Source organism: Homoserinimonas sp. A520 (assembly GCF_054489245.1).
The window spans coordinates 41,687-56,465 of the sequence record NZ_JBTMWX010000002.1 but is presented as its reverse complement, the minus strand read 5'-3'; the positions used below and the strand labels follow the sequence as shown (position 1 = coordinate 56,465).

Sequence of the window (14,779 nt, the reverse complement as noted above, 5' to 3'; positions counted from 1 at the left end):
GGTGGGTGCCGGGGAGGGTCAGCTGGTGGCGTAGTCGTCCAGCTGGCGGGGACCGAACGCATCCGGCAGCACCTGGTCGATGGTGCGGATGCCGGACACCGTCTCGAGCAGCATTCCCGAAGCTGAGTGCTCGTAGAGCAGCTGCCGGCACCGACCGCACGGCATGAGCACGTTCCCGTTGCCGTCGACGCAGGTGAACGCGACCAGCTTGCCGCCACCGCTCATGAACAGATCGGAGGTGAGCGAGCACTCCGCGCACAGGCCGACACCGTATGAGGCGTTCTCCACGTTGCATCCGCTCACGATGCGACCGTCGTCCACAATGGCCGCTGCCCCCACCGGGAAGTTCGAGTACGGCACGTAAGCCTTCCGCATCGCAGCGTTCGCGACCTCCCGGAGGCCATCCCAGTCGATGGTCATGACTTCACGTAGGGCTTGCCGACGGCGGCCGGGCCGATCGACTTGCCGACGAAGCCGGCGACGGCGATCAAGGTGACCACGTACGGGATCATGGCGATGAAGTCCGACGGGATGCCGGAGCCGGACTGCCCGGCCCAGATCTGGAAGATCCGGGAGAACCCGAACAGCAACGCTGCGGCGGAGGCGTACCAGGGGTTCCAGCGGCCGAGGATGACGCAGGCGAGGGCGATGTACCCCTGCCCGGCGCTCATGTCGCGGATGAACGGTCCGACCGACCCGATGCTGAGCGCGGCGCCGCCGAGCCCGGCGACCAGGCCGCCGAGCGTCATCACCCAGAACCGGGTGCGGTTCACGTTGATGCCCACGGTGTCCGCGGCCAGCGGATGCTCACCGACGGCCCGCAGGCGAAGGCCCCACCGCGTCTTGTACATCAGGAACCCGATCACCGGCACCAGGATGAACATCAGGTACGTGGTGATGCGGTGGTCGAGGAAGATCGGCCCGATCAGCGGGATGTCCGATAGTCCGGGGATCGGGATGAACGGAAGCGTGCCCGGGAAGTTCGTCTCCCGCGCGTTGCCGGCAAGCACCGCCGAGTAGAAAAAGCTGGTGATGCCGGCGACCAGCACGTTCAGCACGACACCGACGATGATCTGGTCGACCAGGTACTTGATGGAGAACGAGGCCAGGACCATGGCGACCAGCGCTCCGGCGATCATGGCGGATGCGATACCGAGCAGCAGGCTGCCGGTCACCGTTCCGATGACGGCCGCCGCGAAGGCTCCCATCAGCAGCTGGCCCTCGATCGCGATATTGACGACCCCGACCCGTTCGCCCATGACCCCGGCGAGGGCTCCGAGCACGACGGGCACGGCCAGCGCGAGCGCTCCGGTCGCCAGGTAGATGACCGGGACTCGCCCACCAGCACCCACTGACGCGAGCAGAGTCGTGATGAAGAAGACACCGAACACGATGATGAACCAGATCGGCGTCGTCCGGCGATTCCAGGTCCACCACGCGGAGAGGCCGCTCATGACCAGCATGACGAGACCGAGCACGATGCCGATGCGCTTGGCATCCTCGACCCAGTTGGGGATGACGACGTCGTCACCACTGGCCGTCCAGGTGAACGTCACCTGTTGTGATTCGCCAGCGAATCCGAATGCGACGAGAGCGAGTACGGCGAAGACCGCGAGTGAGATCGGGGCCTTCCAGCTGCGGGGCGCCAGCAGCATTGTCTCGGTGGAGGCGGCGGCCGGGGCGGGTGCAGTCGCTGTCGTCATTTGCTTGCCTCTTCTTTGCTTGCGTAGGCAGTGATGCGGTCCTTGCTCGTGAGACGCCGCCAGCCTTGACTGAGGGGGCCGTCGTGCACCGGTTTCGGCAATCGGAAGATCGCCTTCACCAGTGGCGGCGCCGCGATGAAGAGCACGATGACACCCTGCACGACGAGGAGAACCTCTGGGGAGACATCCGCGATCTGCATCGACGGGCTGCCCGCTTTCATGGCGCCGAACAGCAGCCCGGCGAAGAAGATGCCGACAGCGCCGCCGGCTCCCAGGAGCGCGACCGTGATGCCATCGAACCCGATACCGGCGTCGATGCTGGGGGTGACCCCGCTCGCCCGTCCCAGTACCTGGTTGACTCCGGCGACACCGACGAATGCGGCGCTGGATGCCATGGCGATGATGTAGATCCTCGGCACGTTCATGCCGGCGGTCTTCGCGGCATTCGGGTTCATGCCGACCGCGCGGAACCGGAAGCCGATCGTCGATCGCTCCATGAGCCACCAATAAAGGATGGTTGCGGCGACGACGAGCAGGAATCCGGCGTGCAGGGCGAAGCCGTCGCCGAGCAGGCGGGGCAGTTGCGCCGTCTCCAGTGGTGCGATCGACTGCGGGTTGCCCGCGGCGGCCGGGTCATGGAGAATGCCGGACCGCATGAGCCAGGTCACCAGGTTGACCGCGACGTAGTTGAGCATGATGGTCACGATGACCTCGTGCGCGCCGGAGGTCGCCTTCAGGAGGCCGACGATACTGCCCCAGAGTGCTGCGCCGAGGATTCCGAAGACGATCGCCACCACGAGGTGCAGCACGGGCGGCATCGGCCAGGCGAAGCTCACGAAGCCCGCGAACACGACACCCATCAGGAGTTGTCCCTGGCCACCGATGTTGAACAGTCCGACGCGGAAGCTCAGCGCGATGCCCAGTCCGGATGCGATCAACGGCGCCCCGAGGCGGAGCGTCTCGGTGAGCGGCCGGATCGCGGTGGCGAAGTTGTTCGCGTTGGCGTTGTAGATCGAACCGCGGAACAGCGCGCCGTAGCCGTCGGTGATCGCACCCCAGGCGGCGGAGAAGGTGTCCATCGGGCGCGAGAAAAAGTATCCGGATACCCGCGAGACATCCTCGCTGGTGGCGGCGATCAGGATCGCGCCGACGATGAAGCCGCACAGGATCGCGAGCAGGGTGCGAACGATTCCGCCGCCCATGATCTCGCGGAGCACCTGGTTCATGGTCGACTTCTGGGCGATCTTGGCCGGTTCCTCTTCGGCGACCGGGGGAATGAGTTGTTCGGTCATGCTGCGATCCCCGCCATCATTTCGCCGAGCTTCGCCCGAGGCGTGTCAGCCCCGACGATGCCGATTATGCGACCGCGGTACATGACAGCGATCCGGTCAGCGAGGCCGACGACTTCGTCGAGCTCGGTGGAGACGATGAGCACCGGGAGTCCGGAGTCTCGAGTCTTGATAATCCGTTCGTGGACGAACTCGATCGACCCGACATCCAAACCACGGGTCGGTTGCGAGGCGACGAGCAACCGCAGCTCCCGGGAGAGCTCCCGCGCCAGCACGACCTTCTGCTGGTTTCCGCCTGACAGGCGGCCGGCCAGGGTGTCAGAACCTTGAGTGCGGATGTCGAATTCGTCAATCGCCTTGCCTGCGAAATCTTCGCGGAACCCGAGACGCAGGTTCGCGTACCTGGCGAACGGCTCCCCGTGGCTGCGGTCGAGCATGAGGTTCTCGGAGACCGTGAATTCTCCGACGAGGCCGTCTTTCTGGCGGTCTTCCGGAACGAAGCCGACACCGGCGTCGAGGATGCTGCGCACCGAGTCACCGAGCAGCTCTTCTCCGTCGAGCATCACCGAGCCTTTGACGCCGTGGCGCAGTCCCAGGATGGCCTCGGTCAATTCCGTCTGGCCGTTGCCCTGCACACCGGCGATGGCCAGCACTTCTCCCGCCCGGATCGAGAAGGAGATGTCATCGAGAAGGGGTGTGCCCTTCTTGTCGACGATGGTCAGGTTCTTGACGACGAACGACTCAGCGCCGAGCTTCGGTGCGTCCTTGTCGACCGTCAGGTCGACCTCGCGACCGACCATGAGGGATGCGAGTTCGGTGGTCGATGCGCTCGGGTCAGCCGTGCCGACCACCTTGCCGAGGCGGATGACCGTGATGCGGTCCGCAACCTCGCGCACCTCGCGCAGCTTGTGGGTGATGAAGACGATGGACGTGCCGGCGTCGGCGAGCTGGCGCATGATGACCATGAGCTCGTCGGTCTCCTGCGGCGTCAGCACGGCGGTCGGCTCATCCAGCACGAGCACCTTCGCGTCACGGGCCAGCGACTTGATGATCTCAACCCGCTGCTGGGCACCGACGGGCAGGTCTTCAATCAGGGCATCCGGGTCGATGTCGAATCCGAAGCGTGCCGAGATCTTGCCGACCAGGTCACGCGCCGCTGCCAGGTCGAGCACACCGGCGCCCTTGGTGGGCTCGTGCCCGAGCATGACATTCTCGGCAACCGTGAAGACGGGGATCAGCATGAAGTGCTGGTGCACCATGCCGATACCGGCGGCCATGGCGTCGCCAGGACCGTGGAAGACGACGGGCTCGTCGTCCACCAGGATTTCGCCCTCTTCTGCGTGGTAGAGGCCGTAGAGCACGTTCATCAGCGTTGACTTGCCGGCTCCGTTTTCACCGAGGAGACAGTGGATTTCTCCGGGTTCGATGGTGAGGTCTATTTGATCGTTGGCCACCAAGGCGCCGAAGCGTTTGGTGATGCCACGCAATTCGAGTTTCATGGTGCCCCGATTCTGCCAGCAGTTCGTCATTGAATGAAACAAGCCGCCGGGGCGGGATTCCGCCCCGGCGACTCAGGTCCAGCTAGTGCTTCTGGTTACGCCATCGGGTCGATGCTGCCATCGATGATGCCGGTCTTCAGCTCATCGAGCTTGGTCTTGACCTCAGCGCCGATCTTGCTGTCGAAGTCGTAGAACTCGGACAGGCCGGTTCCGTTGTTCTCCAGCGTGCCGAGGTAGGCCTCACCGTTGAACTCGCCGGTCTCGATCGCTTCGTTGATGACGTCGAAGACGGCATCCGTCATCTTCTTCTCAACCGAGGTCAGGACCTGGTCTGCGTACTCCGGGCTGGTCAGCGCGATGTCCTTGTCGACACCGATGAAGACGATGTCCTTGCCGGACTCGTTGATCGCCTCGGAGGTGGCGCTGAAGAGGCTGCCGGCGACCGGGAAGATCACGTCTGCACCCTTCTCGATCTGGCCTGCGCTGATGCTCTTCGCGACACCGGTGTCTTCGAAGTTGCCGACGAAGTCACCGACGTCCGGAGTGGCCGGGTCCCAGCCGAGCACGGTCACCGGGGTGCCGGTCTCAGCCTCGTACGCCTTGGCGCCGTAGTAGAAGCCGTCCATGAACGGGGTGACACCGGGGATGTTCATTCCGCCGTAGGTGCCGACGACCTTCGAGGTGCTGTAGGCGGCTGCGAGGTAGCCGGCGAGGTAGCTGGACTCCTGCGTCGCGTACTCGATCGGCTTGAGGTTGGCGTTGCCTTCCGACCATCCGTCAATGGTGACGAAGTTCATTTCGGGGTTGGCTGCGGCTGCTGCGTTGACCGGGCCGACCAGGTTGAAGCCGACCGCGAAGGTGACGTCACAGCCTTCAGCGACCATGGCGGCGAGGTTCGGCTCGAAGTCTTCGATCGAGTGGGACTCAGCGTCGCTGACCTGCACGCCCAGCTCGGACTCCGCCTTGAGCAGACCTTCATAGGCTGCCTCGTTGAAGCTCTTGTCGTTCCAGCTGCCCTCGTCGGAAACGGCGCAAGCCAGGTAGTCGACTTCGTCGACCGGGGCTTCGGTGTCGTCAGGGGCGGCTGCACAACCAGCCAGGAGCATACCGGCGGCGCCGATGACGGCCATCCCGGCAAGCCCGCGCTTGCGAGTGATTACGTTCACTAGATTTCCTCCAGATGCAAGCCCCGGCCATACCAGGGCGGATGTGAATCAGATTACCTATTGTTACCGACGGGCTGAGCGAATCCGGTGACGGTAACCGAGACGTTACCAAGCTGGGATGCGCTCATTTGAGCAGGTCGATTCAGTGGAATCGGCGCTGCGGAACGACCTGTCCCTCCAGCAGCGAAATCACATACCGGAAAAAGGCGTCCGAGTCGATGGACTCGATCACCCTGGCATTCGCCGGCAGCCCGTGAACACCCCACGACATCGCAGAGTAGCCGCGGGTCAGCTCAGATGCGGTTTCGATCGCCACCGCGTACTGGGCGTCACCGGTGACCAGTTCCGGATGCAGCAGCACGGCGGCCGTCAGGGAGTCCGGATGCGTGGACCCGGCGATCCCCACGCTCTCGTCGAACGCGAGCGTCGATCCGACGACCCGCACGAAGAAGTCGGAGAGCCCGGTGCCGATCCGCCCGACCTCGTCCAGCTGCTCCTGGGAGAAGACGGCGTCGCGCAGGGTCAGGCGGTCCCACGGGACCACCGTCACGTCGAACCCCGCCTTGAACACCGTCTCGGCAGCCTCCGGGTCGACATAGAAGTTGTACTCAGCAGCGGCGGTGATATTGCCCCGCCCGTTGTTCGAGCCGCCCATGATGTAGAGGGCCTTCACGTTGCTGACGAACTCCGGGTCCTTGACGGTCGCCATGGCAATGTTGGTGAGCGGGCCGATGCAGACGATTGTCAGCTCGCCCGGCGACTCCGCTGCCAGCTCGATGAGGGCATCCACCCCGTGCTGCTGTTCGGGGAGCAGACCATCGAAGTCCATCTCCAGGCCGCCGGCACCATCGCCGTGCACGTTCTCGGCGGACACCCACTCACGCACCAGCGGGCGTCGGCAGCCCAGGTGGATCGGCACATCGCCGAGGCGGCCCGCCGCGTTCAGGGTGAGGTAGGCGTTCTTCAACTGCCGGTCGAAGCCGACATTGCCGGCGACCATGGTGATCGCCCGCAGGTCGGCAAGCGGGTCGAGGAGGCCGACCAGCAGGGCGACACAGTCGTCCTGGGCGGTGTCGGTGTCGATGATGAGCGGGATGCGGGAGGTCATCGCCACTACAGAACGTCGCCGCGGCCGGAGAACTTGAGCGCGTCGACGACGGCCTTCACCCGCTGGGCGTTGGCTGTCGTCGTCACCAGCAGGGCATCCGGTGTATCCACCACGACGATGTCGGTGACGCCGATCAGCGAGATCAACCGCCCGCTCTGGCTCACCACCACGCCGCTCGACGCATCCGCCAGCACGCGGGCGTTGTCGCCCAGGATCGCCAGGTTCGACGACCGACCGCCCGAATGCAGCTTGCCGATGGAGGCGAAATCCCCGACATCGTCCCAGTCGAAGTCCCCGGGGATGACCGCGAGGCGGCCGGCTTTCGCGGCGGGCTCGGCGACCGTGTAGTCGATGGCGATCTTCTCCAGCTTCGGCCACACCCGGTCGACGGTCGCCCCGCGGCGCGGAGTGTCCCAGTCGCGGGCCAGCTCGTCCAGGCCCTCCAGCAGTTCGGGGCGCGACTCCCCCAACTGGGTGAGCAGAACATCCGCCCGGGAAATGAACATGCCGCCGTTCCACAGGTAGTCGCCCTCGGCCAGGTACCGCTCGGCCACCTCGAAGTCCGGCTTCTCAACGAAAGTGTCGACAGCGAAAGCGGATGGCGCGCCATCGATGGTCAGCCGATCGCCGCAGTGGATGTACCCGAAACCGATCGCAGGCTCCGTCGGGGTGATACCGATCGTCGCGATGTAGCCGGCATCGGCGGCAGCAACCGCCTCCACGATCGCGCGGCGGAAACCACGAACATCCGTGATCACATGGTCGGCAGCGAAGGAGCCGATGATCACGCCCGGTTCACGATGGTTCAGGATGGCCGCGGCCAGTCCGATCGCCGCGGACGAATCCTTCGGCTCGCTCTCGAGCACGACATTGTGGTCGAGCAGGCCGGGCAGTTGCTCCTCCACCGCCGCACGGTGGGCGCGACCGGTGACGACCATGATGCGCTCGGCACCGCTGATCGGTTCGAGCCGCTCCCACGTTCCGCGCAGGAGGGTCTTGCCGGTGCCGGTCAGGTCGTGGAGGAACTTGGGCGCATCCGCCCGGGACAGCGGCCAGAGCCGGGAGCCGATGCCGCCCGCGGGAATGACGGAGTAGAACCGATCGAGTGCATCCATGCCCCCAACGGTAGCTTGCCCGAGCGATTCGCCAGCGACCGTCAGGATAGTTCCCGTTCCGGAGGAATGTGCCCCGCGGAACAGGCACTATCCTCCGGAACGGGAACTATGGGCGTGGCTGGAGAAACCCGCAAGGCGAGGGCGGTGGGGAAACAGCGGCGAAACCGGGAATAGACTGGGAGGGTTCCAGACAAGTACATTCGCTCGCCCCGCGTGCAGGGGCTGATTCATCCGCAAGGAGGGTTGCTCGTGCCAGATACTACGGCGGGAGCCCTGGCCGAAGCCCGACCAGATGGCAAAAGACCGCGTGCAAGACTGAAAGCACCGGCAGGGACCCTGTACCGGGGTCGCGAAGGAATGTGGTCCTGGGTGCTTCACCGCATCACCGGTGTGGCCATCTTCTTCTTCCTCCTGGTGCACATCCTCGACACCGCGCTGCTCCGGGTGAGCCCGGATGCCTACAACGCGGTCATCGGCACCTATCAGACCCCGATCATGGGCCTCGGTGAGATCGCGCTGGTCGCCGCCATCGGATTCCACGCGCTCAATGGCCTGCGCATCATCCTGATCGACTTCTGGAGCCTCGGCACCAAGCTGCACAAGCCGTTGTTCTGGAGCGTCATCGTGCTCTGGATCGTCCTGCTGGCCGCGTTCGTGCCGCGCCACCTCATGCACGTGTTCGGGGGTTAGTCATGAGTGCAATCGAATTTCCGCGGGATCGTGGCGGTCGCGGTCGCGGCGTCAACTGGGAGAAGTGGGGCTGGATCTACATGCGCGCCAGCGGCGTCGTGCTGGTCGTGCTGATCTTCGGCCACCTGTTCGTCAACCTGGTCGCCGGTGAAGGCGTCAGCGCGATCGACTTCGCGTTCGTCGCCGGCAAGTGGGCCGACCCGTTCTGGATCGTCTGGGACACCCTGCTGCTCTGGCTCGCCCTCATCCACGGTGCCAACGGCATGCGCACACTCATCAACGACTACGCGCGTGGCCCGTTACTGCACCGCGTGCTCAAGGGTGCGCTCATCGCATCCACCGTCGTACTACTCGTTTTGGGAACCCTCGTGATCTACACCTTTGAAGCCTGCCCTGTCACCGAAGCGACACACTTGCTGCCGAGCTTCTGTGGGGACATCAATTGAGCGGCTCCCTGTTCGCGGATGCTGTTCCGGCCGAAACCGAGGCGACGATCGTTGACGGAGTCCACTATCACCAGCACGATGTGGTGATCGTCGGAGCCGGAGGCGCCGGCATGCGTGCGGCCATCGAAGCCGGCCCGCACGTCAGCACCGCGGTCATCTCCAAGCTCTACCCGACCCGCTCGCACACCGGCGCGGCGCAGGGCGGCATGGCTGCGGCCCTGGCCAACGTCGAGGAAGACAACTGGGAGTGGCACACCTTCGACACCGTCAAGGGCGGCGACTACCTGGTCGACCAGGATGCCGCCGAGATCCTGGCGAGGGAAGCCATCGACGCGGTCATCGACCTCGAGAACATGGGCCTGCCGTTCAACCGCACGCCCGAAGGCAAGATCGACCAGCGCCGCTTCGGCGGTCACACCCGCGACCACGGCAAGAGTGCCGTTCGTCGCTCCTGCTACGCGGCCGACCGCACCGGTCACATGATCCTGCAGACCCTGTACCAGAACTGCGTCAAGCACGGCATCAACTTCTTCAACGAGTTCTACGTGCTCGACCTGATCATGTCCGAGGTCGATGGCGTGCGGAAGCCCGCCGGAGTGGTCGCCTACGAACTCGCCACCGGCGACCTGCACGTCTTCCGCGGTAAGGCTGTCATCTTCGCGACCGGTGGTTTCGGCAAGATCTTCAAGACGACATCCAACGCCCACACCCTCACCGGTGACGGCGTCGGCATCATCTGGCGCAAGGGCCTGCCGCTGGAAGACATGGAGTTCTTCCAGTTCCACCCGACCGGCCTGGCCGGGCTCGGCATCCTGCTCACCGAGGGCGCCCGCGGTGAAGGAGCCATCCTGCGCAACGCCAACGGTGAGCGCTTCATGGAGCGCTACGCGCCAACCATCAAGGACCTCGCCCCGCGTGACATCGTCTCGCGCTGCATGGTGAAAGAGGTCGCCGAGGGTCGCGGAGGCGGACCGCACAAGGACTACGTGTTCCTGGACTGCACCCACCTCGGAGCCGAAGTGCTCGAGACCAAGCTGCCCGACATCACCGAGTTCGCCCGCACCTATCTCGGTGTCGACCCGGTCGTCGAACCGGTGCCGGTCATGCCGACCGCGCACTACGCGATGGGCGGCATTCCGACCACCGTGAACGCCGAAGTGCTGAGCGACAACACCACCGTTGTCCCCGGCCTGTACGCCGCCGGCGAGTGCGCCTGCGTCTCGGTGCACGGGTCCAACCGTCTCGGAACCAACTCGCTGCTCGACATCAACGTGTTCGGCAAGCGCGCGGGCAACAACGCGGTCGCGTACGTGAAGGATGCCGACTTCGCGCCGCTTCCTGAGGACCCCACCGCCGAGATCCGCAGCCTCATCTCCATGCTGCGCGACTCCACCGGAACCGAGAGCATTGCAGCCATCCGCAAGGAACTGCAGGACTACATGGACCGCAACGCCCAGGTGTTCCGCACGGAGGAGACCCTCACCGAGGTGACCGAAGTCATCCGCGACCTTCGCACCCGGTACACGCAGATCGCCGTGCAGGACAAGGGCAAGCGGTTCAACACCGACCTGCTCGAGGCGATCGAGCTCGGCTTCCTGCTCGACCTGGCCGAAGTCGTCGTCTACTCCGCACTGAACCGCAAGGAGAGCCGCGGCGGGCACCAGCGCGACGACTACCCGGACCGCGACGACGAGACGTACATGAAGCACACCATGGCCTACCTGGCAGGCGACCCGCACTCGTCCACCGCGGCAGACCACATTCGGCTGGACTGGAAACCGGTGACCATCACCCGCTACCAGCCCATGGAAAGGAAGTACTAGATGTCCACGGCAACCCTCGAAGCAGCCCCGGCACCCGAGGCGCCGATCCAGTCGTTCACGGTGACCCTGATCATCCGCCGATTCGACCCTGAAGTGGATGCGGAACCGCGCTGGCAGGACTTCGACGTGCAGATGTACGCGAGCGATCGCGTGCTCGACGCGCTGCACAAGATCAAGTGGGAACAGGATGGCTCGCTCACGTTCCGTCGCTCGTGCGCCCACGGGATCTGCGGGTCGGATGCGATGCGCATCAACGGCCGCAACCGGCTGGCCTGCAAGACGCTGATCAAGGACCTCGACATCTCCAAGCCGATCTACATCGAGGCGCTCAAAGGCCTGCCGCTGGAGAAGGATCTCATCGTCGACATGGAGCCGTTCTTCGACTCGTTCAAGGAGGTTCAGCCCTTCCTGATCGCGAACTCGAAGGTGGAGAAGGGCAAGGAGCGCACCCAGTCGGTGGCCGAGCGCGCCCGCTTCGACGACACCACCAAGTGCATCCTGTGCGCAGCGTGCACCTCCAGCTGCCCGGTGTTCTGGACGGACGGCCAGTACTTCGGCCCGGCCGCCATCGTCAACGCGCACCGCTTCATCTTCGACTCGCGCGATGAGGGGGCGGAGACCCGCCTCGACATCCTCAACGACAAGGAAGGCGTATGGCGCTGCCGCACCACCTTCAACTGCACCGAGGCGTGCCCCCGTGGCATCCAGATCACCCAGGCGATTGCCGAAGTGAAGCAGGCGATCATCCGCGGGAAGGCGTAGCCGCTCTCGCTGCGGCGTCAACGATGACGGTGTTTGTCGACGATGCGGATGCTCGAACCACCGTCATCGTCGACAAACACCGTCATCGTGCCGGGTCGGAGCGGTCGGGTCAGGCGGCGCGGGCGGCGGCCACCGTCGCCAGCAGCGGGTCGAAGAGCGGATGCCCGGCCTCGATGCCGCACACCTGCATGATGAACTCCTCCGAGGTCGTGCCGGCGAGCAGCTGCTTGAGCTCGACGCTCTGTTCGTCCTCGGGCACGTCGAACTGCAGGGCGGCGCCGATCGCGGCGAGCAGCGCGGTCGGTGTGACGCCACGCTCGGCCAGCTCGGCCGCCGGACCGACGAACCGCTCGTTGCGTCCCAGCTTGCGGAGCGGCTGGCGACCGACCCGGTCGACCGTGTCGGGCAGGTGCGGGTTGGCGAACCGCACCAGGATCTTCTCGATGTACTGCTGCTGGGCATCCGCGTCCAAGCCGTGCTTGGCCACCAGCAGGGTCTTCGTCTCGTCGAGAACCGAGCGGACGGCATCCGCGACCGACGAGTTCGCGAGGGCATCGGAGATGGCGGATGCGCCGGCCAGGAACCCGAAATAGGCGATCGTGGCGTGCCCGGTGTTCACCGTGAACAGCTTCCGTTCGATGTACGGCTCGAGGTCGTCGACGTAGGTCGCTCCGGGGATGGCCGGCTCGTTGCCGCGGAACGGCGCGCGGTCGATCGCCCACTCGTAATACGTCTCGACGGTGACGTCGAGCCCAGCCCCGGTTTGCGCCGGAACGATGCGATCGACGGCGGTGTTGGCGAAGACGGCCCGGCCCAACACGAAAGGGTCGACCTTCGAGACCTCGTCGCGCAGCAGGTCGGTGGCGTTGATCGCGTTCTCGCAGGCCATCACGGCCAGCGGCGGCGCAGCATCCGCCCTTTTCGCCAGCGCCTCAGCAATCAGCGGCGCGACAAAACGAAGGATGTTCGGCCCGACAGCGGTGGTGACGACATCCGCCGTCGCGATTTCGGCGACGATCTCCTTCGTTTTTGTCGCAGAGTTGATCGCGCGGAAGCCGGTGACGGTGTGGTCGCGAGCCCCCTCCCCCACCTCGTGTACGACATAAGAATCGGCGGCATCGAGCGCGTCGATCAGCTCTGCGTTGACGTCGGCGAACACCACCTCGTAGCCGGCCTCATGCAGCAGCAGGCCGACGAAGCCGCGACCGATGTTGCCTGCGCCGAAGTGGACGGCCTTCATCAGGCGTTGACCTCGCCCAGGATGTCGAGGATCTCCTCGCCGCTGGACGCCTTCAACAGGGCATCCACCTCGTCCTCATCGGAGAACACGATGGCGATCTTCGACAGGATGTCCAGGTGCTGGTTCTCGACGCCGGCGATGCCGACGACGAAGTGCACCGGGTTGCCGTCCCAGTCGATCGGCTGGCCGTACCGCACGAACGAGAGCGCCGATTTGAGGATGGCCTCCTTCGACTCGTTGGTGCCGTGCGGGATGGCGAGGAAGTTCCCCATGTACGTCGATACCGATGCCTCGCGCTCCAGCATCGCGGGCAGGTAGGCGGCGGTGACCGCCCCGGCCCCGACCAGGATGTCGTGCGCTTCGCGCATGGCCTCCAGCTTGGTCGTGGCCTCGCCCTCGGTGCGGATCTGGCTCAGCTGCAGTACTTGTCCCATGGGGAACTCCCTCGTTCGCTAGTTGCCTTGCTGCCTGAGCAGTTCGACCACTTCGTCGTACTTCGGACTGTTCATGAAGTTGTCGACCGACACATGCACTGCTCCGCCGGCCTGGCCCTTCGCCCGGTCGGTGAGGTCCTGGTGGGTGATGACCAGGTCCGCGCTCTCGTCCAGGTTGGCGATCGATTGGTTGATGACCGCCACTCCCTCAATTCCAGCCTTCTTCAACTTGTTGCGCAAGACGGATGCTCCCATTGCGCTGGAACCCATGCCGGCGTCGCAGGCGAAGACCACTTTCTGGATCCTCGCCTCCGTTGCGGTCCCGGCAAGGTTGCCGAGCACCGCGGAGCTCTTGCCCTTGTTCGCCTCGGTCTGCGCGACCGCCGCGGACAGGTCGCCGCCACCGGCAGCGAGGTCCTTCTTGCGACTGGCCCGAAGAATGATCGCCGCAATGATGAAGGACACCGCAGCCGACAGGATCACCGAGAGGATGACCCCCAGGAAACTGTCGTTGGCCGTCTGGATCAGCACCGCGAAGATGCTCCCCGGCGAGGCGGGCGCTCGCAGGCCGCTCTGGAACAGGGCGTTGGTCGCGACACCGGTCATGCCACCGGCGATGACGGACAGCACCAGGATCGGCTTCATCAGCACGTAAGGGAAGTAGATCTCGTGGATACCGCCCAGGAACTGGATGATGATCGCACCTGGCGCGCTTGCCCTGGCCATCCCGATTCCGAAGAAAGCGAACGCGAGGAGCAGACCAAGACCCGGACCGGGGTTCGCCTCGACCAGGAACAGGATCGACTTGCCGGTCTCGGTGGCCTGCTGTGTTCCGATCGGGGTGAAGACGCCGTGGTTGATCGCGTTGTTGAGGAACAGGATCTTGCCCGGCTCGACGAAGATCGACAGCAGCGGCAGGAGCGACAGCGACACCAGCCAGTCGACTGCCGCTTCCAGGGCGTTGCTCAGCCCCTGGATGACCGGCCCGAAGCCGAAGAAGCCGAGTACGGCGAGGATCGCGCCCAGGATGCCGGCGGAGAAGTTGTCGACCAGCATCTCGAAGCCGGGCTTGATCTTGCCCGTCCACAGCTTGTCGGTCTGCTTCATCAGCCACGCCGCGAGCGGTCCCATGATCATGGCCCCGAGGAACATCGGAATCTCGGTTCCCACGATGACGCCCATGGTGGCGATGGTGGCGACGACGCCTCCTCTGGTGTCGTAGATCATCCGCCCCGCCGTGTTCGCGATGAGCAGCGGCAACAGGTAGGTGATCATCGGGCCGACGAGGCTCGCCAGGGTCTCGTTCGGCGTCCACCCGGTCGGGATGAACAACGCCGTGATGAGGCCCCAGGCGATGAACGCGGCGATGTTCGGCATGATCATGCCGCTGAGGAAGGTGCCGAATCTCTGCACACCAACACGTGCGCCACCGCGGGTGCGGGGCTGTGACTCCGTTGTCATGACGGTTTCCTTTTCTTCGGGATTTTGATGGATGGGTGGTGCG

At 65.0% G+C, this 14,779-nt stretch carries 14 protein-coding genes; 4 read left to right on the top strand and 10 right to left on the bottom strand.

Annotated features, from left to right (window positions below; genetic code table 11):
* Window positions 1–18: 18 nt before the first annotated feature.
* From ACX3PH_RS04785 to ACX3PH_RS04755, 7 genes are all read right to left on the bottom strand, one after another.
* Window positions 19–420, bottom strand: coding sequence for a cytidine deaminase (locus ACX3PH_RS04785; protein ID WP_459089960.1), 402 nt, complete (start codon window positions 418–420; stop codon window positions 19–21).
* Complete coding sequence (locus ACX3PH_RS04780) at window positions 417–1,703, bottom strand: ABC transporter permease (RefSeq protein ID WP_459089958.1); 1,287 nt, start codon at window positions 1,701–1,703, stop codon at window positions 417–419. The genes ACX3PH_RS04785 and ACX3PH_RS04780 overlap by 4 nt, the downstream gene beginning before the upstream one ends.
* Window positions 1,700–2,995 carry an ABC transporter permease gene (locus tag ACX3PH_RS04775; protein WP_459089956.1) on the bottom strand — a complete coding sequence of 432 codons (1,296 nt, stop codon included), beginning with the start codon at window positions 2,993–2,995 and terminating at the stop codon, window positions 1,700–1,702. The genes ACX3PH_RS04780 and ACX3PH_RS04775 overlap by 4 nt, the downstream gene beginning before the upstream one ends.
* Window positions 2,992–4,491, bottom strand: a complete 1,500-nt coding sequence (locus ACX3PH_RS04770) for an ABC transporter ATP-binding protein (protein ID WP_459089954.1) — start codon at window positions 4,489–4,491, stop codon at window positions 2,992–2,994. The genes ACX3PH_RS04775 and ACX3PH_RS04770 overlap by 4 nt, the downstream gene beginning before the upstream one ends.
* Window positions 4,492–4,586: 95 nt before the next feature.
* Window positions 4,587–5,657 carry a BMP family lipoprotein gene (locus tag ACX3PH_RS04765; RefSeq protein WP_459089952.1) on the bottom strand — a complete coding sequence of 357 codons (1,071 nt, stop codon included), beginning with the start codon at window positions 5,655–5,657 and terminating at the stop codon, window positions 4,587–4,589.
* A 142-nt stretch (window positions 5,658–5,799) separates the two neighbouring features.
* A complete protein-coding gene (locus tag ACX3PH_RS04760; RefSeq protein WP_459089950.1) occupies window positions 5,800–6,765 on the bottom strand; it encodes a nucleoside hydrolase in 966 nt (321 codons plus the stop codon).
* A 5-nt stretch (window positions 6,766–6,770) separates the two neighbouring features.
* Entirely contained in the window at window positions 6,771–7,880 is a 1,110-nt protein-coding gene (locus ACX3PH_RS04755) for a mannose-1-phosphate guanylyltransferase (protein ID WP_459089948.1), read from the bottom strand.
* A 273-nt stretch (window positions 7,881–8,153) separates the two neighbouring features.
* Between ACX3PH_RS04755 and sdhC the strand changes: the two genes are divergently transcribed.
* From sdhC to ACX3PH_RS04735, 4 genes are read left to right on the top strand one after another with little or no spacing between them, the layout of a single operon-like run.
* Window positions 8,154–8,570: a succinate dehydrogenase, cytochrome b556 subunit gene (sdhC, locus tag ACX3PH_RS04750; protein ID WP_459091422.1), complete on the top strand. Its 417-nt coding sequence runs from the start codon at window positions 8,154–8,156 to the stop codon at window positions 8,568–8,570.
* Between the two features lie 2 nt (window positions 8,571–8,572).
* Window positions 8,573–9,016, top strand: coding sequence for a succinate dehydrogenase hydrophobic membrane anchor subunit (locus ACX3PH_RS04745; RefSeq protein WP_459089946.1), 444 nt, complete (start codon window positions 8,573–8,575; stop codon window positions 9,014–9,016).
* Window positions 9,013–10,839 (top strand): succinate dehydrogenase flavoprotein subunit, encoded by a 1,827-nt coding sequence (gene sdhA, locus ACX3PH_RS04740; protein ID WP_459089944.1) that lies wholly within the window; start codon window positions 9,013–9,015, stop codon window positions 10,837–10,839. The genes ACX3PH_RS04745 and sdhA overlap by 4 nt, the downstream gene beginning before the upstream one ends.
* Window positions 10,840–11,601 (top strand): succinate dehydrogenase iron-sulfur subunit, encoded by a 762-nt coding sequence (locus ACX3PH_RS04735; protein ID WP_459089942.1) that lies wholly within the window; start codon window positions 10,840–10,842, stop codon window positions 11,599–11,601.
* 109 nt (window positions 11,602–11,710) lie between these two features.
* Here the strand turns inward: ACX3PH_RS04735 and ACX3PH_RS04730 are convergent, their stop codons facing one another.
* The 3 genes from ACX3PH_RS04730 to ACX3PH_RS04720 are packed head-to-tail and all read right to left on the bottom strand — an operon-like array spanning window position 11,711 to window position 14,736.
* Entirely contained in the window at window positions 11,711–12,841 is a 1,131-nt protein-coding gene (locus ACX3PH_RS04730) for a mannitol-1-phosphate 5-dehydrogenase (protein ID WP_459089940.1), read from the bottom strand.
* A complete protein-coding gene (locus ACX3PH_RS04725) occupies window positions 12,841–13,275 on the bottom strand; it encodes a PTS sugar transporter subunit IIA (RefSeq protein WP_459089938.1) in 435 nt (144 codons plus the stop codon). The genes ACX3PH_RS04730 and ACX3PH_RS04725 overlap by 1 nt, the downstream gene beginning before the upstream one ends.
* 18 nt (window positions 13,276–13,293) lie before the next feature.
* Window positions 13,294–14,736, bottom strand: a complete 1,443-nt coding sequence (locus ACX3PH_RS04720; protein ID WP_459089936.1) for a PTS mannitol transporter subunit IICB — start codon at window positions 14,734–14,736, stop codon at window positions 13,294–13,296.
* Between the last annotated feature and the right edge of the window lie 43 nt (window positions 14,737–14,779).

Excerpts from the sequence above, each read along its gene's own strand:
- ACX3PH_RS04785 (WP_459089960.1), bottom strand. The coding sequence starts at position 420 with ATGACCATCGACTGGGATGGCCTCCGGGAGGTCGCGAACGCTGCGATG.
- ACX3PH_RS04780 (WP_459089958.1), bottom strand. The coding sequence starts at position 1,703 with ATGACGACAGCGACTGCACCCGCCCCGGCCGCCGCCTCCACCGAGACA.
- ACX3PH_RS04775 (WP_459089956.1), bottom strand. The coding sequence starts at position 2,995 with ATGACCGAACAACTCATTCCCCCGGTCGCCGAAGAGGAACCGGCCAAG.
- ACX3PH_RS04770 (WP_459089954.1), bottom strand. The coding sequence starts at position 4,491 with ATGAAACTCGAATTGCGTGGCATCACCAAACGCTTCGGCGCCTTGGTG.
- ACX3PH_RS04760 (WP_459089950.1), bottom strand. The coding sequence starts at position 6,765 with ATGACCTCCCGCATCCCGCTCATCATCGACACCGACACCGCCCAGGAC.
- ACX3PH_RS04755 (WP_459089948.1), bottom strand. The coding sequence starts at position 7,880 with ATGGATGCACTCGATCGGTTCTACTCCGTCATTCCCGCGGGCGGCATC.
- ACX3PH_RS04745 (WP_459089946.1), top strand. The coding sequence starts at position 8,573 with ATGAGTGCAATCGAATTTCCGCGGGATCGTGGCGGTCGCGGTCGCGGC.
- ACX3PH_RS04735 (WP_459089942.1), top strand. The coding sequence starts at position 10,840 with ATGTCCACGGCAACCCTCGAAGCAGCCCCGGCACCCGAGGCGCCGATC.
- ACX3PH_RS04730 (WP_459089940.1), bottom strand. The coding sequence starts at position 12,841 with ATGAAGGCCGTCCACTTCGGCGCAGGCAACATCGGTCGCGGCTTCGTC.
- ACX3PH_RS04725 (WP_459089938.1), bottom strand. The coding sequence starts at position 13,275 with ATGGGACAAGTACTGCAGCTGAGCCAGATCCGCACCGAGGGCGAGGCC.
- ACX3PH_RS04720 (WP_459089936.1), bottom strand. The coding sequence starts at position 14,736 with ATGACAACGGAGTCACAGCCCCGCACCCGCGGTGGCGCACGTGTTGGT.